Raw genomic sequence first — 20,904 nt, 5'->3', positions numbered from 1 at the left:
ATAGTGCGGATTCCCGTGTGAAAGTAGGTCATCGTCAGGCTTTTATACTGATCAACCCCTCTACTCCTCCGAGTAGAGGGGTTTTTCTTTTGGGCCGTGCTACCTGGGGCCGTCCCAAGCCTCCGGCTGACTATGTTTTGCGCTTCAGTGCAGCCCCCGCAAGCACCTTGGCGCACGGCTGGATGCCGGGGTTTGGCACAATAGCTGGTTTGTGTTTTCAAGGACTGCCATGATCGAGCAAAGCTGTCTGCGCCAAGCGCAGCGCCGCCGTCTGCTGCATTTATTGGCGCTGCTGAGCGGCGCCGGCGCGGTATCTCCGGCGCTCGCGCTCTCGCTGGCCGATCTGACCAATACCGATGCCAGCCAGGGCATCAAGGCCGCGCTGACGCAGGGTGCTCAGGTGGCAGTGTCCCAGTTGGGCCAGAACGGGGGCTTTTTCAACAACCCCCAGCTGCGCATTCCGCTGCCTGGCTACATGGGTGAGGCGGCCAAGATGATGCGCCGCTTTGGCCAGGGCCGCTATGTGGACGAGGTGGAGCAGGGCATCAACCGCGCTGCGGAGCTGGCTGTCCCCATGGGCAAGGACGTGCTCTTGGATGCCGTACAGCGCATGACGCTGGACGATGCCAAGCGGATCCTGAGTGGTGGTGACCACTCGGTGACCACCTTCTTCATGGAAAAAACACGCCAGCCTTTGACGCAGCGCTTTTTGCCCGTGGTGACCCAGGCGACGGGCCAAGTGGGTGTCGTGCAGCAGTACAACCAGCTGGTGGGCAAGGCATCGAGCTTTGGTGTGTCCAGCGATGCGCTGGATCTGAACCAGTATGTGACCGGCAAGACCCTCGATGGTTTGTACGCCGTGATTGGCGAGCAGGAGCGCGCGATTCGCCAGAACCCGCTGGGTAGCGCCAATGCCGCTGTGCGCAAGGTCTTTGGAGCGCTGCGATAAGCCATGGCGAAGAAGCAAGCATCGACGTCGCAGCCTACCTGCCCTTGTGAATCCGGTGCGGCCTACAGCGCCTGCTGCGGCCGCTTCATTGCCGATTTTGAAGGGACGCCGGCACCGGATGCCGAGCACCTGATGCGATCGCGCTACAGCGCCTTTGTGCTGGAAGAGCGCGCCTACCTGTTGGCCACCTGGCATTCCTCTACCCGCCCGTCGCAGCTGGATTTTGAGCCTCAGTGCCGCTGGCTGGGTTTGCAGGTCAAGGCCTTTGAGCCGGTGGATGGCGATCATGCCGAGGTGGAGTTTGTCGCCCGCTACAAGCTGCAAGGCAGGGCGGTGCGCCTGCATGAGCGCAGCCGCTTTGTGCAGGAGCAAGGCCGCTGGTTTTATCTGGATGGTGAGCAATTCTGATCACCACCTGTCATTTTTCTAGGACCCCAAAATGAACCCCAATGCAGGCTTTGAGGCCATGCTGTTTGATTGCGATGGTGTGTTGGTGGACAGCGAAGTCATCACCAACCGGGTGCTGTGCACGATGCTCAATGAGGCGGGCTGGGTGCTGTCGTCCGAGGATTGCTTGCAGCTGTTCATCGGCAAGATGGTGCGCAGCCAGAAGGACTTGATCGAGGCCAACACCGGCAAGCCGTTGACCGATGCCTGGATGGAAGAGTTCTATGAGCGCCGCAATGTGGCGCTGGAGCAGGATGTCAAAGCCATCGAAGGCGCGGTGGAGGCCATCAAGGCCCTGCATGCCCAGTTCAAAGGGCAGATCGCCTGCGCCTCGGGTGCGGACCGCAAGAAGATCGTGATGCAGCTGCGCATTGCCGGCTTGCTGCCTTATTTTGAAGGGCGCATTTTCAGCGGCCATGAGATGCCACGCACCAAGCCTTTCCCTGATGTCTACCTGGCCGCCGCTGCCGCGCTGGGGGCTGATCCACAGCGCTGCCTGGTGATTGAAGACAGCGTGACAGGCACCCAGGCGGGTGTGGCGGCCGGCGCTACCGTGTGGGCCTACCACCCGCCAGCGCATGCCGTCTGCTCGCAGGCCGATCTGGCCGCAGCCGGTGCCAGCCAGTTCTTTGAACACATGGCCGATCTGCCCCAGCGCGTGGCCCGCGCATCGGCCCTGGCCGCCTGAGCAAACCTGGCCACCTCCTCGCAAAGAGGCGGACACTGAAGCGACAGGCCTGATGCCAGGGTGCACCTAGACTTTTCGTCTGGTTGCCACCTGGAGTTGTTATGGGGCCTGTGCATGAGTGGGATGCAGCGTTTGACTTCATCATTGTCGGTGCCGGCATGGCCGGCTGCATCCTTGCCAACCGCCTGAGTGAATCGGGCCGCTTCCAGGTCTGCCTGCTGGAGGCCGGCCCACCCGATCACCACCCCTACATCCATATCCCCGCCGGCTTTATCAAGGTCGGCTACAACCCCCGCTACACCTGGCCTTTCAAGACCGCGCCCGATGCTGCCACCATGGACCGCCAGGTGGTCGCGCAGCTGGGCCGCACCTTGGGAGGCTCCAGTGCCGTCAACGGTTTCAACTATGTGCGCCAGGCCCAGGACTACGATGACTGGGCGGCCCAGGGCGCCACCGGCTGGTCTTATGACGAGGTGCTGCCGTACTTCAAGCGCTCGGAGCGGCGCCTGGCCATCTGCGATGTGAACTACCGGGGGCTGGGAGGCGAATTGCCGATCACCGACTGTGACTGGCGCCACCCGCTGTGCGATGCCTTTATCGCCGGTGCCGCCAGCCAGGGCATTCCCTCGGGCAAGGACTACAACGCGGGCAAGCAGGAGGGCGCTGGCTATTACCAGCGCTGGATTCACCGGGGCTGGCGGGTCAGTGCCGCCAAGGCTTTTTTGCGCCCGGCTAAGGGGCGAGCCAATCTGCGCGTCATCCCCCGCGCTCATGTCAGCCGCCTGGTGATGGAGGGCACACGCGTTACCGGTGTGGAATACGCGGCCGAGCCCGGCGGCCCGCTGCGGCGCCTGCAGGCCAGCCGCGAGGTGGTGGTGGCGGCCGGTGCCATCAATTCGCCCAAGCTGCTCAACCTGTCCGGCCTGGGCGATGCACAGCGTCTGCAGGACCTGGGCATTGCCGTACAGCAGCACCTGCCGGGTGTGGGCCAGGGCCTGCAAGACCATATGATGCTGCGCTCCATCGTGCGGGTGCAGAACGCGCCGACCTTGAACACCACTGCCCGGGGCTGGCGGCTCTGGGGCCAGGTGGCGCGCTGGATGGCGAGCAAGCCCAGCATTCTGGCGATCAGCCCTTCGGTGGCTTATGCGTTCTCATCGGCGCAAACGGCCGGTGGGCGGGCAGATTTTCAGTTCCATTTCTCGCCGGGCAGCTATGCCTCCGGCATTGCCGGCCAGCTCGATGATTTTCCAGGCATGACCTTGGGCTTTTACCAGCTGCGCCCCCAGAGCAAGGGCCATGTGCGCCTGGCCTCGGCCCATGCCTGGGACAGCCCGGTGATCCAGCCGCACTACCTGCACCATGAGGCCGACCAGCGCCTGGTGGTGGCGGGCCTGCGCCAGGCCCGGCGCCTGCTGCACAGCGCCGCCTTGGCGCCCTATGTGGCCAGTGACGAGGCGCCGTCCGCCCAGCTGCAATCGGACGAGGAGTTGCTGCAGTTTGCCCGCGAGCGGGGCAGCACAGCCTGGCATTTCATGGGTACCTGCCGCATGGGCGCGGCCGGCGATGGCCAGTCCGTGGTGGACCCCCAATTGCGCGTGCATGGCATGGCCGGGTTGCGGGTGGCCGATGCCTCGGTGATGCCAGCCATGCCCTCGGGCAACACCGGTGCGCCGACGATGATGGTGGCCGAAAAGGCCGCTGATCTGCTGCTTGCCGCCCACCGCGACTAAGGGGTTGTAGTTACGAAATCTTACCTAGGAGAAACCCAGAAGAGCGTTTGCGGCATCCGCCGCTATATTGAAGAAGACAAGGGCCTCGTGCGTGCTAGAGAGGTTCAGCAAGAGATTTTGACAACAAAGCAAGGAGACAAACATGTACAAGGTCGTCTATCGTTTGACGCAGGCTGCGGCGTTGGTTACCAGCGCTTTTGCCTTTTCGGCCCAGGCCCAGGACATCAAGATCGGCTACACCGCCGACCAATCGGCCAGCGGCGTGGCCGAGCTGGGTATCTCGGGCCGCTGGGGCTTTGAAGCCGCTATCGAGGACATCAACAAGGCCGGCGGCATCATGGGCCGCAAGCTGGTCGGCGTCATCCGTGATGACCAGGGCACACCGCCCAAGGCCATCCAGACCGTGCAGGAGCTGATCGACAGCGAGAAGGTCAGCGGCATCGTGGGCCCGGCCAACTCCGGCAATGCGCTGGCCTGGCTGCATATTCCGCAGCAAAAGAAGGTGCCGGTGATCGTGCCCATCGGTACCGCCACCGAAATCACCACGCGCTACGCCAAAGAGCCGCAGAACTACCTCTACCGCATCTCGATGGTGGACCGCGAGCAGGTCGCCTTGCTGGGTGCCTATGCCGTCAAGGCCTCGAAGGACAAGAAGATCGCCATCCTGGCGGACTCTACCGGCTACGGCCAGGGCGGCATCAAGGATGCGACCGAGATTCTGGCGCTGCACGGCGTCAAGCCCGTTGCGGTCGAGAAGTACGGTCCCAAGGACACGGACATGACCTCGCAGCTCAACAAGATCAAGGCGGCGGGTGCGGACACCGTGATCATCTACGGCATTGCCGATGGCGCCGCCCAGGTGCTGCGCAGCATGGAGAAGATCAACTACATGCCCACGACCCTGGGCACCTGGGGCAACCTGAGCTCGCTGCTGCCCAAGATGGCGGGCACCAAGCTGGCTGAGCACCTGATCATGGCTGCCTCGACGACCGAAGACACCTCCGCCAAGACCAAGGCCCTGGGCCAGCGCGTGCGCGTGAACTTCCCGACCCTGACCACCTTCCCCTGCGCCGCCCAGGCCTATGACTCGGTGATGCTGCTGGCCGCTGCGATGAAGCAGGCCAACAGCACCGATGGCGAGAAGGTCGCCGCTGCGCTGGAGAACCTGAACAGCACCGAGGGCGTGATCAAGACCTATGACAAGCCCTTCAGCAAGACCAACCACGAAGGCCTGAGCGTGAGCGACTTCTACCTCGCCCGCTGGAAGGGCAGCGATGTGGTGCGATTTGAAGACAGCGTCTACAAGTCGCTGACGCCCGCGGATCTGAAGAAGTAAGGCATCGACTCGTCAGGCCTGCGCCCGCCCCATGCGGTCCGCAGGCCTGGTTTTTTTAGCGGCAATGTGTCTGGGGTGCGTATGCTGGATTCGATACTGCAGGCGGTCTTTAGCGGGCTGGCCTTGGGAAGTATTTATGCCTTGGTGGCGGTGGGCTTCAACATCACCTTCAACACCACCAAGACCTTGAATTTTGGCCAGGGCGAGTTCCTGGTCGCGGGCGCGTTTGTCGCGGTGTCGGTGCTGCTGCTGCTTGCCGGCAAGAACATCACCGACAGCCTGGTGCCCGCCGATGTCAGCCTGTGGCGCTATGTGCTCAGCCTGCTGGGCACGATGGCCGTTCTGGCGCTGCTGGGCCTGCTGCTGTACTACGCGGCCGTGCGGCCCTTTGTTGGGCGCGGCGGCATGGCCTGGGTGATGAGCACCATCGGCTTTGGCATCATCATCCAGAACACGGCGCTGGCCATCTGGGGCCCTGCGCCGCTGGTCATGCCCTCGCCGTTGGGCAGCGAGGTGCTGCGCATCGGCAATGCCGGTGTGCTGCCGCAAGAGGTGCTGGTGCTGGTCTGCAGCGTGGCTGTGTTGTTGGCGCTCGATTATGTGATGCGCCACACCCGTATCGGCAAGGCCGTGCGCGCCGTGGCGCAAAGCGGCAGCGCCGCTACCTTGATGGGCATCAATGTGACGGCCATCGTCGTGCTGGCCTTTGTCATCAGCTCCAGCCTGGCGGGCCTGGCCGGTTTGCTGATTGCGCCCATCACCACGGCATCGGTCTTCATGGGCATGAGCCTGGCGCTCAAGGCCTTCTCGTCCGCGATTCTGGGTGGGCTGACCAGCCCACGCGGCTGCATGCTGGGCGGCTTTGTGCTGGGCCTGATTGAAGCGCTGGTGGGCCTGTGGCAGGCGGAGATGCGCGAGATCAGCATCTTCTTGCTGATCATCGTGGTGCTGGTGGTGCGGCCCCAGGGCCTGCTGGGCCAGAAGATCGTGGAGAAAGTCTGATGAACAGCGAGATCAAGCACTACGGCTGGCTGGCCCTGGTGGCGGCGCTGGTGGCCGCCATCCCGCTGATGACCAGCAATGACTTCTACCTGCGCATCGTCTTTCTGATCGGGGTGAACTACATCGCTGCCTCCGGGCTGAATGTGCTGGTGAACTACACCGGCCAGAAATCGCTGGGCCATGCCGGCCTGTTTGCCGTGGGCGCCTATGCGGTGGCCCTGCTCACCACCCGCTGGGGCTGGAACCCCTGGGCCGCGTTTGCGATGGCCGGTGTGCTGGCCGGCCTGTTTGGCGTGGTGATTGCGCTGCCGGCGCTGCGGGTCAAGGGCCCGGCGCTGGCCATGGTGACCATTGGCTTTGGCATCGTCGTCGAGAAGGTGGTCTCGGAATGGCAGGATGTGTTTGCCGGTCAGCAGGGCATCTATGGCGTGGTGCCTTTGAAGCTGGGCGATCAGATGTTTGCGTCCTCGCACTGGGTCTGGTTTGTGCTGGCCCTCTGCGTGGTGCTGCATATCATGTTCCGCCACCTGCTGGCGGGCCGTTTTGGCCGCGCCTTCATGGCCGTCAACACCGCCGAGGTGGCGGCCGAGAGCGTGGGCGTCAGCGTCTACAAGTTCAAGGTGCTGGCCTTTGTCATCAGCGCCTTTACCTGCGGCATTGCCGGCGCGCTGATCACGCAGCAGAACCAGTACATCAACTCCGACTTCATCACCTTCAACCTGTCGGTGTTCTTCCTGCTGGTGGTGCTGTTTGGCGGTAACTCCGTCTACGGGCCGCTGCTGGGCGCGGTGGTGCTGACCTTGCTCGATTCGCTGCTGTCGCGCTGGCCGGGCGTGCAGCATTTCACCTATGGTGCGCTGCTGCTGTTTGCGCTGTACGCCATGCCCAATGGCCTGGCTGGCACCTTGCGCAGCCTGGCGCGCAAATATGCGCCTGGCTTGCTGCCCACGCCGCAGTTGCCGCAGGATCTGCCGGCCTGGCAGCTCAAATCGGCCGCGCCGCTGGCCAGCACCGGCGCCGAGGGTTTGCTGGACGGTCGCGGCATCTACAAGGCCTATGGTGGCGTGGTGCCTACCAATGAGGTAGATCTCTGCATCAAGCCCGGCCATGTGCATTCGCTGATCGGGCCCAATGGCGCGGGCAAGACCACCTTGCTCAATATCCTGTCGGGCATTGTGGTGCCCGAGCGCGGCTCCATCCAGTTTGCGGGCCAGAGCATTGTGGGTGTCTCACCCAACCGGATCGCCCGCATGGGCCTGGGCCGCACCTTCCAGAACCTGCGGCTGTTCAGCGATATGACGGTGCTCGACAACGTCAAGGTGGGCCTGCATGCGCATATCCAGGCGGGCTTCTTTGCCAGCCTGATAGGTGTGGGCAAGGCCCGGCGCGCCGAGCTGGCTGCGCGGGATGAAGCCTTGCAGATCCTCGACCGCCTGCATCTGCGCGACAAGGCGCTGCACACCGCAGGCAGCCTGCCCTATGGCTTGCAGCGCCGGCTGGAGCTGGCGCGCGCGCTGGCCACCCACCCGCGTTTGCTGCTGCTCGATGAGCCGGCCGCCGGCCTCAACCCGCAGGAGACGCAGGAACTGATCCAGGTGATTGCGCGCATCCGCGATCTGGGCATCACCGTGCTGCTGATCGAGCACCACATGGACCTGGTGATGGCCGTGTCCGACCACGTGATCGTGCTCGACTATGGTCAGAAGATTGCCGAGGGCACGCCCCAGCAGGTGCAAAGCAATCCGCGCGTGATAGCCGCCTACCTAGGCAGCGACGATGAAACCGAGGACGAAGCGATGAACGGAGGCAAGCATGCCTGAGCAAACACCATTGCTGCGTGTCGAGGCGCTGGAGCTGCACTACGGTGCCGTGCAGGCGCTCAAAGGGGTGTCGCTGCAGGTGCATGCCGGTGAGGTGGTCACCATCATCGGTGGCAATGGCGCGGGCAAGAGCACCTTGATGAAGGCCATCTCGGGCCTGGAGCCCACAGCGGCGGGCCGCATCGAGTTTCTGGGCCAGGACATCACCCGCATGCCCGGCCACCTGCGCGTGCCCTTTGGCATTGCCCAGTCGCCCGAAGGCCGCCAGGTGTTTGCCGACCAGAGCGTGCATGACAACCTGCTGCTGGGCGCCTACCACCGCAAGGATGGCGCCGCCGCGATTGCTGCCGATGTGGAGCAGCAGTTCAACACCTTCCCCCGGCTGCGGGAGCGCCGCGCGCAGATGGCTGGCACCATGTCCGGCGGCGAGCAGCAAATGCTGGCCATTGCGCGCGCCCTGATGTCGCGGCCCAAGCTGCTGCTGCTCGATGAGCCCTCGCTGGGCCTGGCGCCGCTGATCGTCAAGGAGATCTTTGCGATCGTGCGCCAGCTCAAGGCACAAGGGGTGACCATCTTGCTGGTCGAGCAGATGGCCAACCAGGCGCTGGCGGTGGCCGACCGGGCCTATGTGCTGGAGACCGGCCACTTCACCCTGCAGGGTGCGGCTGCCGATCTGCGGCGCGACCCCAAGGTGCGTGCCGCCTACCTGGGAGCCCATGCATGAGCGCGCCGGCAGCCGACAGTTTTGACTATGTGGTGGTCGGCAGCGGTGCGGCCGGTGCCATCGTGGCCGCCCGTTTGGGCGAGGACCCGGCGCTGCGCATCTGCGTGCTCGAAGCCGGCCCGCCCGACCACCGGCCCTACCTCAAGCTGCCGGCCGGCTTCATCAAGGTGATCTTCAACCCGGCGGTGGCCTGGCAGTTCAGCTCCGAGCCGACCGAGCGCACCGGCGGCCGGCGCATTCCGCTGCCCCAGGGCAAGACCTTGGGCGGCTCCACCTCCATCAATGGCCTGGTCTACAACCGGGGCCAGCGCGAGGATTTCGACGGCTGGGCGGCGCAGGGCAATGCCGGTTGGTCCTATGACGAGGTGCTGCCGTATTTCCAGCGCAGCGAGCATTTTGTCGATGGCGGCGATCCGGCACTGCGCGGCCACAACGGGCCGCTCAAGGTCAGCCTGCCACACTGGCCGCACCCGATTTGCGAGGCCTTTCTGGACGGCGCCGCCGAGCAGGGCCTGGCGCGCAACCCGGACTACAACGGCGCCTACCAGCAAGGCGTGGGCTATTTCCAGCGCAGCATCCACAACGGCTGGCGCATGAGCACGGCGGGCTGCTTTCTGCGCCCGGCTGTGCGGCGCGGCAACCTGGATGTGCGGACCCACGCGCAGGCGCTGCGCATTCTGGTCGAGGGCGGCCGCGCCTGTGGTGTGGAGTACCTGCAGGACGGCGTGCGGCGCCAGGTGATGGCGCGGCGCGAGGTGGTCGTCAGCGCCGGCGCCATCAACACGCCCAAGCTGCTGCAGCTGTCGGGCATTGGCGATGGCGAGCGGCTGCGTGCTTTGGGCATTGCCACCCAGGTGCACCTGCCCGGTGTGGGCCAGCACCTCAAGGACCATTTCTCGGTGCGGCTGGTCGCATCGGTAAAGAACGCCACCACGATCAACGAACTGGCGCGTGTGCCACGCCTCTGGGGCCAGGCCTGGCAATGGCTGCGCGGCAAGCCCAATATCCTGCAGCTCAGCCCCTCGGTGGTGCACTGGTTTGCGGCCTCGCAGCCGGGGCTGGAGCGGCCCGATCTGCAAGGCGTGTTCTCCCCGGCCAGCTACCGTGAAGGCTATGTGGGCCAGCTCGATGTGTTTCCGGGCATGACCTGCGGCGTCTGGCAGCACCGGCCGCAGAGCATGGGCACGGTGCAGCTAGCATCGGCTGATCCGCTGGCCGACCCAGTCGTGCAGCCGCGCTATCTGGCGGAAGAGGGCGACCGCCAGACCCTTATTCGCGGTGTGCGCCAGGCCCGCGCCTTGCTGCAGAGCCAGGCGTTGGCGCCGTACCGGGTGGACGAGGTCATGCCCGGGCCGCAGGTGCAGTCCGATGACGAGATCCTGGACTTTATCTACCGCTACGGTGTCTCGTCCTACCACCTCAACGGCACGGCGCGCATGGGCCCCCGGCCTGAGGCCGGTGCCGTCGTCGATGCCCAGCTGCGCGTGCATGGCCTTGAGGGGCTGCGGGTGATCGATGCCTCGGTGATGCCCGAGATCACCTCGGCCAACACCTGTGCGGCCACGATGATGATTGGCGAAAAGGGTGCGGACCTGCTGCGCCGCGCAGGCTAGACAGCTGGCCCAGCTTGCAGTGCAGCAGCGGGCCCAGCGCCGTCAGCGCTTTTTGTGCGCCCGCATGTCCAGCACCTGGGGCAGGCTGCGCACATCCTGGCCTGCCGCCAAGATCCGGTGCTTCTGGATCTTCTGCGTGCCCGTGGTGGGGATCTCATTGGTGAACCACCACCAGCCTGGCACTTTGTAATAGGCCATCTCCTGCTGGCAGAACGCAAACAGCTCCTGGCAGATGGCGGTGCCGGGCGCCACGCCGTCCGTCAGCACAATGCTGGCCAGCACCTCTTCTTCGCGGATGTCATCGGGCGCGGCCAGCACGGCCACCTGGTGCACCTTGGGGTGGGACAGCAGCACGGCCTCCACCTCGGCGGCCGCAATGTTCTCGCCAGAGCGGCGGATGATGTTCTTGCGCCGGTCCATGAAGTGCAGCAAGCCATCGGGGTCCTGCAGCACCACATCGCCGGTGTGGAACCAGCCGCCTTCCCAGGCCTTGGCGGTGGCCTCGGGGTTGTCCAGGTACTCGCTGAAAAAATGCTTGCGCGGTGTCTCGGCCGAGTAGCGCACCAGCATCTCGCCGGGGGTGCCGGGCGGCACCGGCTGGCCGCTCTCATCGGCCACCAGCACCTCCAACCCGGGGGCACCACGGCCAAAGGAGCGTGTGCCCACCTGGCGGTCGTCGCCATGGTCGGAGATGGTGCGCACCACCTCGGTCATGCCCCAGAGCTCGATCAGCGGAAAGCCGAAACGCTGCTCGAAAGCGGCATGCAGTTGCGGCTCCACCCCGGCGCCATAGCCAAAGCGCACACAGTGCTGTTTTTCCCAGTCGGACGGCGGCTGCTTGAGCAGCAGCGGAATGATCACGCCCAGGTAGTGGACGATGGTGGCGCGGCTGCGGGCCACCTCTTCCCACCAGCGGCTGGGCTGAAAGCGGTCGGTCTGGATCTGGCAGCCGCCGCTCAGCAGCATGCAGTAGAACGACAGGATGGAGGCGTTGACATGGAACAGCGGCAGCGGGTTGAACAGGCGCTCGCGGCCTTCCTGGATCGACACATGGCCGGGGTGGGACGCATACCACTTGCCAGCGGCCAGCTCATAGGCATGCGACAGCACACAGCCCTTGGGCTGGCCGGTGGTGCCCGAGGTGTAGAGGATGCTTGCCGGCGTGTCGGCGCTCAGGCTGCCCGAGGGCTGCGAGCGTGCCGGTGGCAGCGTGATGGCGCTGCCATCTTGTGGATCGGTGCAGACCAGGGCCGGCTGGTTGCGCGTGTCCTGCAGCGACTGCTGCAGCGCCTCCAGCCGCTCGGGCAGGCAGACGACCAGGTCCAGCTGCGCATGGTCGATCAGGTAGTTCAGCTCGCGGCGCTTGTAGTCGGGGTTGATGGGCACACAGCAGATGCCCAGGCTGTTCATCGCCAGCTTGTGCCAGAGGTGCTCGGGCCGGCTTTCCAGAAACAGCCCGACGCGGTGGCCCACGCCATAGCCGGCCGCCTGGTAGCAGGCCTGCAGCCGCGCAATATGGGCGCCGGCCTGGGTGTAGCTGAACTCGCAGCCCTCGGGCAGGTAGCTGCGCTTGGGGTTGGCCGGCACCGCCAGCAGGCTGTTGTCGGGGTAGCGCGCAATGGCGGCCTGCAGTGCCTGGCCAATGGTGGTCTGGTCGGTGATGGCGATCATGTCGAGGGGCTTCCAGGCAAGGTCAGGGCCGGATCAACGGCGACGGAATGGGGTCGATCTGCTGGTCCAGCGCGGCCTGCTTTTCGGCCTCCAGGCTGCGCAGAAAGGCGGCACGCTGCTGCAGGTGCATCCAGTAGTGCTGGGTGGCCGGCCCCCATTGCGAGGACATGCCCAGGTAGTCCGACAGCATCAGCGCATAGCCCACGGCCACATCGGCGGCCGTGAAACGGCCTGCGCAGAGGTAGGGCTGATCAGCCGGCATGGCCTGGGCGGCGGTCTCCAGCGCGCGCAGCCGGCCCAGAAACCAGCGCTCATAGTCTTCGGCCACCTGGGGCTGGCGCCGCACGGCCGGCTCAAAGAAGTGGTAACGCAGCACCAGGGTCTGCGGAAAGGTCAGGGTCGCATCGGACATGTGCAGCCAGTTAAGGTAGCTGCCATAGGCGGGGTCGCTGGGCTGTACGTCCAGGCGCTGGGCGGGGTCGCGGCTTGCCAGGTACTGGCAGATGGCGGCGGACTCGGTCATGCGCGTGTCGCCGTCAATCAGCAGCGGCACGGTGCCCAGTGGGTTGAGTGCCAGATAGTGCTTGGCCAGTGCGCGGGGCGGAAAGGGCAGCATCTGCAGCCGGTAGGGCAGGCCCAGCTCTTCCAGCATCCATAGCGCGCGGAACGAGCGCGCGCTCACACAGTGGTACAGCTCGATCACAGCAAGTCTCCATCCGATGTTGTGCCGCCATCTTGGCACGAATGGACGCGTGCGGCTGCCCTGCAGGTGTCAGCCAGGTTGCAAATCGGGCCGGCCTCAGTCCGACATCCGCTGCGCCTCAGGCCGGCGGGCGGGTGCTCTTGCGGTATTCGGCCGGGGACATGCCCATCCAGGTGCGGAAGGCGCGGATAAAGCTCTTGTCGTTGCTGAAACCGGCCAGCTGCGCGATCTGCTTGATGGGCCTGTTGCTGCGGTGCAGCAGGGTCAGCGAGCGTTCGCGCCGCACCTCGTCCTTCAGGGCCTGCAGCGATGCGCCCTCGTCCTTGAGCTGGCGATGCAGGGTGCGCAGCGACAGGTGCAGCTTGGCCGAGAGGCTGTCGGCGCTGTGCATGGCTGAGGGGTCGGCCGCCAGCAGCTGGCGCACGCGCTGCACCATCAGCCGGTCGCGCCGGTAGGGGCGCACGGTCAGTGGTAGCGCGCGCTGCAGCATGCGCTGCAAGGCCGCCTCATCGCGGGCAATCGGCAAGGCCAGGTAGCGCGCGTCAAACTGCATGCGGGTGACCGGCGCGCCAAACTGCACATCGCCGGGGAAGAGCAGCGCATAGACATCGGCATGGGCGGGCGCCTCGAACGGAAAGCTCACCTTGAACAGCGGCAGCGACGAATCGACAAACCAGCTCGACAGCCCGTGCATATTGCGCAGCATGGACACCAGGCAGAACTCGCGCAGTTCGCCCAGGCCGGTGTGCTCAATGATCTCCACCGTGGCCGTCTCGCCCTGCACCTGCAGGCTGAGCGCCAGGTCATCGGTGAGCAGGCCATGGTGGCGGCACCAGCGCTTGAGCGCCACCCCCAGGTTGGGGCTGGTGAGCGAGGCGCGCGCCAGCATGCCGTAGCTGCCCCAGGGCAGGCGGCGGCTGAACCAGCCCAGGGCCTCGTCGTCCAGCTCCTGCATGGCCGCATCGGAGAGGGTCTCGAACTGCAAGGCGGTGATGCCGGGGCCATCTTTTTCGACCGCCAAGGGATCGATTTGCGCCAATTGCAGCGCACGATCCGCACTCAGTCCCCGGTGCTGGTAGGCACGGGCGATCGCCCGGACAAAGGCCATGGGCGTGACTGCGGGGTGGTGCACGACGGCAGAGGAGGGCAGGGGTTTGGGCATGGAGGGTGGGGTTTAAATAGCGCCAAGCAGGGCCATTGTACTGGCGACATTTGCAACCATCCTGCCATCATTTGCGCGGCACGCTCGCGTATCCTGAATAGCTAGGAAAAGGGCCGCCAACCAGACGGCTGGCGCGGCGGACAGGAGACACCATGAGCGAGACCAGATTGACCAGCAGCTATGCACGGGGCGCCAGCGAGCCGCGCCTGCTGAACAAGACCATCGGCCAGCAACTGAGCGAGACGGCGGCCCGCTTTGGCGCGCGTGATGCGCTCATCAGCCGCCACCAGGGCCTGCGCCTGAGCTACCAGCAGCTGCTGGAGCAATCGCAGCAACTGGCCAGCGCCTTGCTGCGTGCCGGCATCGCCAAGGGCGACCGGGTCGGCATCTGGTCGCACAACAATGTGGAATGGGTGCTGCTGCAGCTGGCCACCGCCCATGTGGGCATCATCCTGGTCAACATCAACCCGGCCTATCGCACCTCCGAGCTGGCCTATGCGCTCAACAAGGTGCAGTGCAAGGCGCTGTTCGTGATGGAGCGCTTCAAGACCAGCGACTACCTGGGCATGGTGCGCACGCTGGCGCCTGAGCTGGAAACACAAGCCAGCGCTGCGCTGCAGATCGAGGCCCTGCCCGATCTGCGCCTGGTGGTCTGGATCGATGTCGCAGGCCAGGGCCAGGAGCAGGCGGGCATGCAGCGCTTCTCGCGCTTTATCGCCGGCGGTGATGCGGCCGACCCGCAGGTCGCGCAGATCGGCGCTAGCTTGACGCCTTACGACCCGATCAATATCCAGTTCACCAGTGGCACCACCGGCTTTCCCAAGGGCGCCACGCTGACCCACCGCAATATCGTCAACAACGGCTATTTCATTGGCGAGGCGATGCGGCTGACCGAAGAAGACCGGCTCTGCATCCCCGTGCCGCTCTACCACTGCTTTGGCATGGTGCTGGGCAATATGGCCTGCATGACGCATGGCTCGGCCATGGTCTACCCCAATGATGGTTTTGATGCGCTGACCGTGCTGGAGACCGTGCAGGCCGAGCGCTGCACCGGCCTGCATGGCGTGCCCACGATGTTCATCGCCGAGCTGGACCACCCGCGCTTTGCCGAGTTCGACCTGTCGAGCCTGCGCACCGGCATCATGGCCGGCTCGCCCTGCCCGATCGAGGTGATGAAGCGCGTGGTCAGCCAGATGCATCTGTCCGAGATCACCATCGCCTACGGCATGACCGAGACCAGCCCGGTCAGCTGCCAAAGCTCGACCGACACGCCGCTGGACAAGCGCGTCTCCACCGTCGGCAAGGTGCATCCGTACCTGGAGGTCAAGATCGTCAGCCCCGAGACGGGCGAGACCGTGGCCCCCGGCCAATCCGGCGAGCTCTGCACGCGCGGCTACTCGGTCATGCATGGCTACTGGGGCGACGAGGCCAAGACGCGCGAGGCCATCGATGGCGATGGCTGGATGCACACCGGCGACCTGGCCACGATGGATGCCGAAGGCTATGTGAACATCGTCGGCCGCATCAAGGACATGGTGATCCGGGGCGGCGAGAACATCTACCCGCGCGAGATCGAGGAGTTCCTCTACACCCACCCGCAGGTGCAGGATGTGCAGGTGGTGGGCGTGCCCGACAGCCGCTTTGGCGAAGAGCTCTGCGCCTGGGTCATCGTCAAGGCCGGCCAAAGCCTGGATGCCGAGGCGCTGCGCAGCTACTGCAAGGGCCGCGTCGCCCATTACAAGGTGCCGCGCTATATCGAATTTGTCGAAGCCTTCCCGATGACGGTGACCGGCAAGATCCAGAAGTTCAAGATCCGCGAGGCGATGATTGAATCGCTGAAGCTGGATGTGAGCAAGACCGCCTGAGACCGGCAGAGCGCCGCCATGCAGCACCCGCCCGAACGATCAATGCCCTTCCAGCTTGGCAGCTTGCTTGGCCGCGGCGCGGCGGGCGACTTCCAGGCGCTTGCGCAAGGTGATCTCGCTCAGGTCCAGCTCCTGGACCAGGCTGCGCAGCGATTCGTCGTTGATGCGGTTGTTGTGCCGCTCTGCGTAGATGGTGTGGCGCTCGACCTTGATGCAGTTGAGCCGCATCTCCAGCTCGGCCACATAGCGCAGGCGCCGCTCCTGCACGGCGTCCGGCGTGGCCAGGTCCTGCACCTCGGCGGTTTCGGGCGTGCGCTCTTCGTCGAGCAGGTCGATACGGTTGCGGTACTCGCGCGCAATCCGGCCTTCGATTTCATGCTGCTGGGCCTGCCATTCGGTGGGCTGCTGGGCGGCATCGTCATCGCTCATCGCCAGGCTGTTGATCGCAGCGCGGCAGGCTGCAATGCGCGCCTGGCGCTCTTCGCGCACCGATTCGGGCTCGCTCACCGCCTGCACGCGGCGCAGCACCAGCGGCAGGCCGATGCTGCCGATCACCAGGGTGAACAAGATCGTGCCGGTCGCCAGAAAGATCAGCATGTCCCTTGCCGGAAACGGCTGGCCGTTGTTCAGCAGCAGCGGCACGGACAGCGCACCGGCCAGGGTGACCGCGCCACGGATACCCGCCAGGGTCGTGGCCAGGTTCAGCCAGAGATCAGGCTTTTTGACCAGCTTGCCGGCCTGGTGGGCCTTGTGCAGGCTGCGGCTGACGCCCAGCATCAGCCAGATCCAGCGCAGCGCCAGCAGCGCGATCGAGATGATGGCCACATAGCCCACCAGAATCCACCAGTCATGGCCGGCATCGCGCAAGGTCACGCCAATGATCGAGGGCAGCTGCAGACCCAGCAGCAGGAAGATCGCGCCATTGAAGGCCGATTCGACCATGGCCCAGGTACCGGCGGTCTGCATGCGCTCGGAGATGTAGTCGGCGCGGTTCAGGTCGCCAAAATTGGTGGCCACGCCGGCGGCCACGGCCGCCAGAATGCCGGAGACGCCAATCTTTTCGCCCAGCAGGTAGGCCGCAAAGGGCAGCAGCACCAGCAGCAGCACCATCTGGGTGGCAGCCACATCGCCCAGGCGGCGGGTGACGGTATCGCGCAGGTAGCTGAAGCCCCAGCCCACCGCAGCGCCCACGCCCAGGCCGCCCAGTGCGATCCACAGAAACTCCTGCGTGACCTGGGTCCAGGAGAACAGGCCGGTCAAGGTGGCGGCGATGGCGAATTTCAGCGCCACCAGGCCCGATGCATCATTGAGCAGCGATTCGCCTTCGAGCACATGCATGGTGTGGGCCGGCATGCCCAGGTTGCGCGTGATGGCCGAGACGGCCACCGCGTCGGTGGGCGATATCACGGCGGCCAGCGCAAAGGCCACGGTCAGCGGGATCTCCGGAATCATCCAGTGGATCAGGTAGCCCAGGCCAATCACGGTAAACAGCACCAGGCCGAAGGCCAGCCGCAGTATAGGGCGGTACAGCGCAAAGAACTCGCGCTTGGGAATGCGCCAACCGTCGGCAAACAGCAGCGGCGGAATGAACAGCAGCATGAACAGGCCGGGGTCGAAATCGATATGCAGGCCTTTTTGCGGCCAGGACAGCGCAGCGCCCAGCATGATCTGGATCAGGGGCAGCGGAATGGCCCGGATGTAGCGCGCAATGATGCCGGTGACGGCACCGATCATCAGTACGAGCAGGACGGTTTCGACGGTGTGCATGGTGCGGATTCGTTTGGCAGCAGACTATTTTTAAAGAAAACGCGTTTCTGAACGGAACGCTAGAACATTGAAGAGGACAAGCATGAGCAAACTCGCAACCCAGCTGAATGCCCGGTCGGCAGATTTTCAGACCAATGCGCAAGCCATGCGCAGCATTGTGGAGGACCTGCGGGCCCAGTCTGCCAAGGTGGCGCAAGGCGGTGGTGAAGCCGCACGTGCCAAGCACCTGGGCCGGGGCAAACTGCTGCCGCGTGACCGCGTGCAGATGCTGCTGGACCCCGGCACGCCCTTTTTGGAGCTGGCGCCACTGGCTGCGCTGAACATGTACAACAACGATGCACCGGGTGCGGGCTTGATCGCCGGCGTGGGCCGGGTCAGTGGCGTGGACTGCATGATCGTGTGCAATGATGCCACGGTCAAAGGCGGTACCTACTACCCGATGACGGTAAAAAAACATTTGCGCGCCCAGGAAGTGGCGGCGCAAAACCGCCTGCCCTGCATTTACCTGGTCGATTCTGGCGGCGCCAACCTGCCCAACCAGGACGAGGTCTTCCCCGACCGCGAGCACTTTGGCCGCATCTTCTACAACCAGGCCAATATGTCGGCCCAGGGCATTGCGCAGATCGCCGTGGTCATGGGCTCCTGCACTGCTGGCGGCGCCTATGTGCCGGCGATGAGCGATGAGTCCATCATCGTGAAGAACCAGGGCACGATCTTTCTGGGTGGCCCTCCGCTGGTGAAGGCCGCAACCGGCGAGGTGGTGAGTGCCGAAGACCTGGGCGGTGGCGATGTGCACACCCGCCTGTCCGGTGTGGCCGACCACCTGGCCGACAACGACACCCATGCGCTGGCGCTGGCCCGCAAGGCCGTGAGCCACCTGAACAAGTCCAAGCAGCCCAATGCCGGCGACAAGGCACCACAGGCACCGGCCTACCCGGCCGATGAGCTGTATGGCGTGATCCCGGTCGATACGCGCAAGCCTTTCGATGTGCGCGAAATCATCGCCCGCATTGTCGATGGCAGTGATTTTGACGAGTTCAAGGCCCGTTTTGGCGCCACCCTGGTCTGCGGCTTTGCCCGTGTCGAGGGCATGGAAGTGGGCATCATCGCCAACAACGGCATTCTGTTCAGCGAGTCGGCCGTCAAGGGCGCGCACTTTATTGAGCTGTGCTGCCAGCGCAAGATTCCGCTGGTGTTCCTGCAGAACATCACCGGCTTCATGGTGGGCCGCAAGTACGAGAACGAGGGCATTGCCCGCCACGGCGCCAAGCTGGTGACGGCAGTGGCCACGGCCAGCGTACCCAAGTTCACCATCATCATCGGCGGCAGCTTTGGCGCCGGCAACTACGGCATGTGCGGCCGGGCCTACAGCCCGCGCTTCCTGTGGATGTGGCCAAACGCACGCATCAGCGTGATGGGCGGCGAGCAGGCGGCCAGCGTGCTGGCCACGGTCAAGCGCGATGGCATCGAAGGCCGGGGCGGCGCCTGGACGGCGGAAGAGGAAGAGGCCTTCAAGGCGCCCATCCGCCAGCAGTACGAGGACCAGGGCCACCCTTACTACGCCTCGGCACGCCTGTGGGATGACGGCGTCATCGACCCGGCAGACACCCGCCGCGTGCTGGCGCTGGGCCTGGCAGCCACCCGCAATGCACCGATCGAGGACACCAAGTTCGGCGTCTTCCGCATGTAAGGCCCTGAGACAGAGAGGACACCATGAAAAGCACATTCTTGACCGTTGAAGCCACCGGCCCGGTAGCCACCATCACCCTGACCCAGCCCGATGTGCGCAATGCCTTCAGCGACGAGGTGATTGCCGACATCACCCGCGCCTTTAGCTGGGTGGGTGCGCAGGCCCAGGTCCGCGCCGTGGTGCTGGCTGCCGAAGGCCCGGCCTTTTGCGCGGGCGCCAACCTGAACTGGATGCGCGCAATGGCTGACTACAGCCGCGAGGAAAACCTGGTCGATGCCGGCAAGCTCGCCGAAATGCTGCGCGTGATCTACACCTGCCCCAAGCCGACGATTGCGCGGGTGCAGGGCGACGTCTACGCCGGTGGCATGGGCCTGGTGGCCTGCTGCGACATGGCGGTGGCGGCCAGCCACGCTGGTTTTTGCCTCAGCGAGGTGAAGATCGGCCTGATCCCGGCCACCATCAGCCCCTATGTGATCCGCGCGATGGGCCCGCGTGCGGCGCACCGCTACTTTCTGACCGGTGAGCGCTTTGACGCCGCCGAAGCGCTGCGCACCGGCTTTGTGCACCAGGTGGTGGAGGCCGAGGCGCTGGACAGCGCCGTCGACGGCCTGCTCAAGCACCTGCTGAGCGCCAGCCCGGCCGCGGTGCAGGCCTGCAAAAAGCTGGTGCTGGATGTGGCTGGCCGCGAGGTGGACGAGGCGCTGATCGCCGAGACGGTGGCCGGCATTGCCGATATCCGCGCCAGCGCCGAAGGCAAGGAAGGCGTGCAGGCATTCTTGAACAAACGCAAACCCAGCTGGCTGGGCAGCTGATGTACCTATAACGCGGCCTTGGATGGCAGACAGCAAGCAGGCATTGGCGCTATAAACAGCGCGTTTAAACAGCGTGTTTGCTGACTGGCACTGAGGAGCACCCACCATGGATATCTGGAACACCATCGTCAACTGGCTGCACGGCATCGGCCTGCATCTGGACAAGGACACCGCGCAAACGGTGGGGCAGGCGGCCGACCAGGTCGGCCAGGTGGCTGGCCAGATGGGCCAGGCCATGGCGCAGTGGGACTGGGGCCAGCTGATGGCCTTGGCGGCTGCGCTGGGCTGGGCCAGCGGCTTTCGGCTTTACGCGGTGGTGTTTGTGACGGGCATGCTGGGCGCCACCGGCGTCCTGCACCTGCCCGGTGGGCTGACGGTGCTGCAGCAGCCGGTGATCCTGTTCATCAGCGGCGCGTTGCTGTTTGTCGAGTTCTTTGCCGACAAGATTCCTGGCGTGGATTCGGTCTGGGATGCGGTGCAGAGCGTAGTGCGTGTGCCGGCGGGTGCGGCCTTGGCGGCCAGCGTGTTTGGCACCGACAACGCGACGATGGCCACGGCGGCAGCCCTGATGGGCGGCACCCTGGCGCTGAGCAGCCAGGTGGCCAAGACCACGACACGCGCGGCGATCAACACCAGCCCGGAGCCTTTCTCCAACTGGGGCGCCAGCCTGATGGAGGACGGGGTCTCGATCGGTGCGGTGTGGCTGGCCATCAACCACCCGCTGGTGTTTGCGGTGGCGCTTGCCGTGGTGCTGGTGCTGATGTGGGTGATGACCTGGGTGTTGTGGAAGTTTTTGCGGGCCGTGGTGCGCCGGATTCGCCGGTGGCTGGGCCATGAAGAGCCGGTGGCCTTGGCCGCCACGGGCGCGGATCACCAACGATATTGACCGAGGGCTTGCAAAGGCGGGCCGGGGTCAGGGAAG

The 20,904-nt window shown here is 65.1% G+C and carries 17 protein-coding genes; 13 read left to right on the top strand and 4 right to left on the bottom strand.

The features are described 5' to 3' along the window. Positions 1 to 229: 229 nt before the first annotated feature. The 9 genes from EDF71_RS13105 to EDF71_RS13065 all read left to right on the top strand — a co-directional run bounded on the left by EDF71_RS13105 (position 230) and on the right by EDF71_RS13065 (position 10,312). Positions 230 to 949 (top strand): DUF4197 domain-containing protein, encoded by a 720-nt coding sequence (locus EDF71_RS13105; protein WP_133857018.1) that lies wholly within the window; start codon positions 230 to 232, stop codon positions 947 to 949. 3 nt (positions 950 to 952) lie between these two features. After that, complete coding sequence (locus EDF71_RS13100) at positions 953 to 1,357, top strand: YchJ family metal-binding protein (RefSeq protein WP_133857017.1); 405 nt, start codon at positions 953 to 955, stop codon at positions 1,355 to 1,357. 31 nt (positions 1,358 to 1,388) lie between these two features. Next, the gene (locus tag EDF71_RS13095) at positions 1,389 to 2,084 is read left to right on the top strand and encodes an HAD family phosphatase (RefSeq protein ID WP_133857016.1); all 696 of its coding nucleotides are present in this window, start codon (positions 1,389 to 1,391) and stop codon (positions 2,082 to 2,084) included. A 101-nt stretch (positions 2,085 to 2,185) separates the two neighbouring features. Continuing rightward, positions 2,186 to 3,817, top strand: coding sequence for a GMC family oxidoreductase N-terminal domain-containing protein (locus EDF71_RS13090; protein ID WP_133857015.1), 1,632 nt, complete (start codon positions 2,186 to 2,188; stop codon positions 3,815 to 3,817). 142 nt (positions 3,818 to 3,959) lie between these two features. Beyond that, the gene (locus EDF71_RS13085; protein WP_133857014.1) at positions 3,960 to 5,153 is read left to right on the top strand and encodes an ABC transporter substrate-binding protein; all 1,194 of its coding nucleotides are present in this window, start codon (positions 3,960 to 3,962) and stop codon (positions 5,151 to 5,153) included. An 81-nt stretch (positions 5,154 to 5,234) separates the two neighbouring features. Continuing rightward, positions 5,235 to 6,155: a branched-chain amino acid ABC transporter permease gene (locus EDF71_RS13080; RefSeq protein ID WP_133857013.1), complete on the top strand. Its 921-nt coding sequence runs from the start codon at positions 5,235 to 5,237 to the stop codon at positions 6,153 to 6,155. Beyond that, positions 6,155 to 7,975, top strand: coding sequence for a branched-chain amino acid ABC transporter ATP-binding protein/permease (locus EDF71_RS13075; protein WP_133857012.1), 1,821 nt, complete (start codon positions 6,155 to 6,157; stop codon positions 7,973 to 7,975). The genes EDF71_RS13080 and EDF71_RS13075 overlap by 1 nt, the downstream gene beginning before the upstream one ends. Continuing rightward, positions 7,968 to 8,699 (top strand): ABC transporter ATP-binding protein, encoded by a 732-nt coding sequence (locus tag EDF71_RS13070; RefSeq protein WP_043338144.1) that lies wholly within the window; start codon positions 7,968 to 7,970, stop codon positions 8,697 to 8,699. The genes EDF71_RS13075 and EDF71_RS13070 overlap by 8 nt, the downstream gene beginning before the upstream one ends. Beyond that, on the top strand, positions 8,696 to 10,312 hold the full coding sequence (locus EDF71_RS13065; protein ID WP_133857011.1) for a GMC family oxidoreductase N-terminal domain-containing protein: 1,617 nt from the start codon (positions 8,696 to 8,698) through the stop codon (positions 10,310 to 10,312). Before EDF71_RS13070 ends, EDF71_RS13065 begins: the two co-directional genes overlap by 4 nt. Before the next feature lie 42 nt (positions 10,313 to 10,354). Here the strand turns inward: EDF71_RS13065 and EDF71_RS13060 are convergent, their stop codons facing one another. The 3 genes from EDF71_RS13060 to EDF71_RS13050 form a co-directional block, all read right to left on the bottom strand. Beyond that, on the bottom strand, positions 10,355 to 11,983 hold the full coding sequence (locus EDF71_RS13060) for an AMP-binding protein (protein ID WP_133857010.1): 1,629 nt from the start codon (positions 11,981 to 11,983) through the stop codon (positions 10,355 to 10,357). Between the two features lie 22 nt (positions 11,984 to 12,005). After that, complete coding sequence (locus tag EDF71_RS13055) at positions 12,006 to 12,686, bottom strand: glutathione S-transferase (protein WP_133857009.1); 681 nt, start codon at positions 12,684 to 12,686, stop codon at positions 12,006 to 12,008. Between the two features lie 118 nt (positions 12,687 to 12,804). Then, positions 12,805 to 13,848 carry an AraC family transcriptional regulator gene (locus tag EDF71_RS13050; protein WP_230770387.1) on the bottom strand — a complete coding sequence of 348 codons (1,044 nt, stop codon included), beginning with the start codon at positions 13,846 to 13,848 and terminating at the stop codon, positions 12,805 to 12,807. Positions 13,849 to 14,000: 152 nt separating this feature from the next. Between EDF71_RS13050 and EDF71_RS13045 the strand changes: the two genes are divergently transcribed. After that, positions 14,001 to 15,713: an AMP-binding protein gene (locus EDF71_RS13045; protein ID WP_133857008.1), complete on the top strand. Its 1,713-nt coding sequence runs from the start codon at positions 14,001 to 14,003 to the stop codon at positions 15,711 to 15,713. A 39-nt stretch (positions 15,714 to 15,752) separates the two neighbouring features. Here EDF71_RS13045 and EDF71_RS13040 read toward each other — a convergent pair whose 3' ends face one another. Next, positions 15,753 to 17,480, bottom strand: a complete 1,728-nt coding sequence (locus EDF71_RS13040; RefSeq protein ID WP_021024800.1) for a Na+/H+ antiporter — start codon at positions 17,478 to 17,480, stop codon at positions 15,753 to 15,755. An 82-nt stretch (positions 17,481 to 17,562) separates the two neighbouring features. Between EDF71_RS13040 and EDF71_RS13035 the strand changes: the two genes are divergently transcribed. From EDF71_RS13035 to EDF71_RS13025, 3 genes are all read left to right on the top strand, one after another. Then, positions 17,563 to 19,170, top strand: a complete 1,608-nt coding sequence (locus EDF71_RS13035) for a carboxyl transferase domain-containing protein (protein WP_133857007.1) — start codon at positions 17,563 to 17,565, stop codon at positions 19,168 to 19,170. A gap of 23 nt (positions 19,171 to 19,193) precedes the next feature. Then, positions 19,194 to 19,982: an enoyl-CoA hydratase/isomerase family protein gene (locus EDF71_RS13030; RefSeq protein ID WP_133857006.1), complete on the top strand. Its 789-nt coding sequence runs from the start codon at positions 19,194 to 19,196 to the stop codon at positions 19,980 to 19,982. Between the two features lie 106 nt (positions 19,983 to 20,088). Then, complete coding sequence (locus EDF71_RS13025; protein WP_133857005.1) at positions 20,089 to 20,868, top strand: DUF4126 domain-containing protein; 780 nt, start codon at positions 20,089 to 20,091, stop codon at positions 20,866 to 20,868. Positions 20,869 to 20,904: the final 36 nt, after the last annotated feature.

The sequence above is a fragment of the Comamonas sp. JUb58 genome, from assembly GCF_004364775.1.
Classification (GTDB): domain Bacteria; phylum Pseudomonadota; class Gammaproteobacteria; order Burkholderiales; family Burkholderiaceae_C; genus Comamonas.
This window is presented reverse-complemented; position numbering and strand designations above follow the sequence as displayed.

Excerpts from the sequence above, each read along its gene's own strand:
- EDF71_RS13095 (WP_133857016.1), top strand. The coding sequence starts at position 1,389 with ATGAACCCCAATGCAGGCTTTGAGGCCATGCTGTTTGATTGCGATGGT.
- EDF71_RS13040 (WP_021024800.1), bottom strand. The coding sequence starts at position 17,480 with ATGCACACCGTCGAAACCGTCCTGCTCGTACTGATGATCGGTGCCGTC.
- EDF71_RS13030 (WP_133857006.1), top strand. The coding sequence starts at position 19,194 with ATGAAAAGCACATTCTTGACCGTTGAAGCCACCGGCCCGGTAGCCACC.
- EDF71_RS13090 (WP_133857015.1), top strand. The coding sequence starts at position 2,186 with ATGGGGCCTGTGCATGAGTGGGATGCAGCGTTTGACTTCATCATTGTC.
- EDF71_RS13075 (WP_133857012.1), top strand. The coding sequence starts at position 6,155 with ATGAACAGCGAGATCAAGCACTACGGCTGGCTGGCCCTGGTGGCGGCG.
- EDF71_RS13070 (WP_043338144.1), top strand. The coding sequence starts at position 7,968 with ATGCCTGAGCAAACACCATTGCTGCGTGTCGAGGCGCTGGAGCTGCAC.
- EDF71_RS13045 (WP_133857008.1), top strand. The coding sequence starts at position 14,001 with ATGAGCGAGACCAGATTGACCAGCAGCTATGCACGGGGCGCCAGCGAG.
- EDF71_RS13065 (WP_133857011.1), top strand. The coding sequence starts at position 8,696 with ATGAGCGCGCCGGCAGCCGACAGTTTTGACTATGTGGTGGTCGGCAGC.
- EDF71_RS13025 (WP_133857005.1), top strand. The coding sequence starts at position 20,089 with ATGGATATCTGGAACACCATCGTCAACTGGCTGCACGGCATCGGCCTG.
- EDF71_RS13080 (WP_133857013.1), top strand. The coding sequence starts at position 5,235 with ATGCTGGATTCGATACTGCAGGCGGTCTTTAGCGGGCTGGCCTTGGGA.
- EDF71_RS13035 (WP_133857007.1), top strand. The coding sequence starts at position 17,563 with ATGAGCAAACTCGCAACCCAGCTGAATGCCCGGTCGGCAGATTTTCAG.
- EDF71_RS13085 (WP_133857014.1), top strand. The coding sequence starts at position 3,960 with ATGTACAAGGTCGTCTATCGTTTGACGCAGGCTGCGGCGTTGGTTACC.
- EDF71_RS13100 (WP_133857017.1), top strand. The coding sequence starts at position 953 with ATGGCGAAGAAGCAAGCATCGACGTCGCAGCCTACCTGCCCTTGTGAA.
- EDF71_RS13105 (WP_133857018.1), top strand. The coding sequence starts at position 230 with ATGATCGAGCAAAGCTGTCTGCGCCAAGCGCAGCGCCGCCGTCTGCTG.
- EDF71_RS13060 (WP_133857010.1), bottom strand. The coding sequence starts at position 11,983 with ATGATCGCCATCACCGACCAGACCACCATTGGCCAGGCACTGCAGGCC.
- EDF71_RS13050 (WP_230770387.1), bottom strand. The coding sequence starts at position 13,848 with ATGCCCAAACCCCTGCCCTCCTCTGCCGTCGTGCACCACCCCGCAGTC.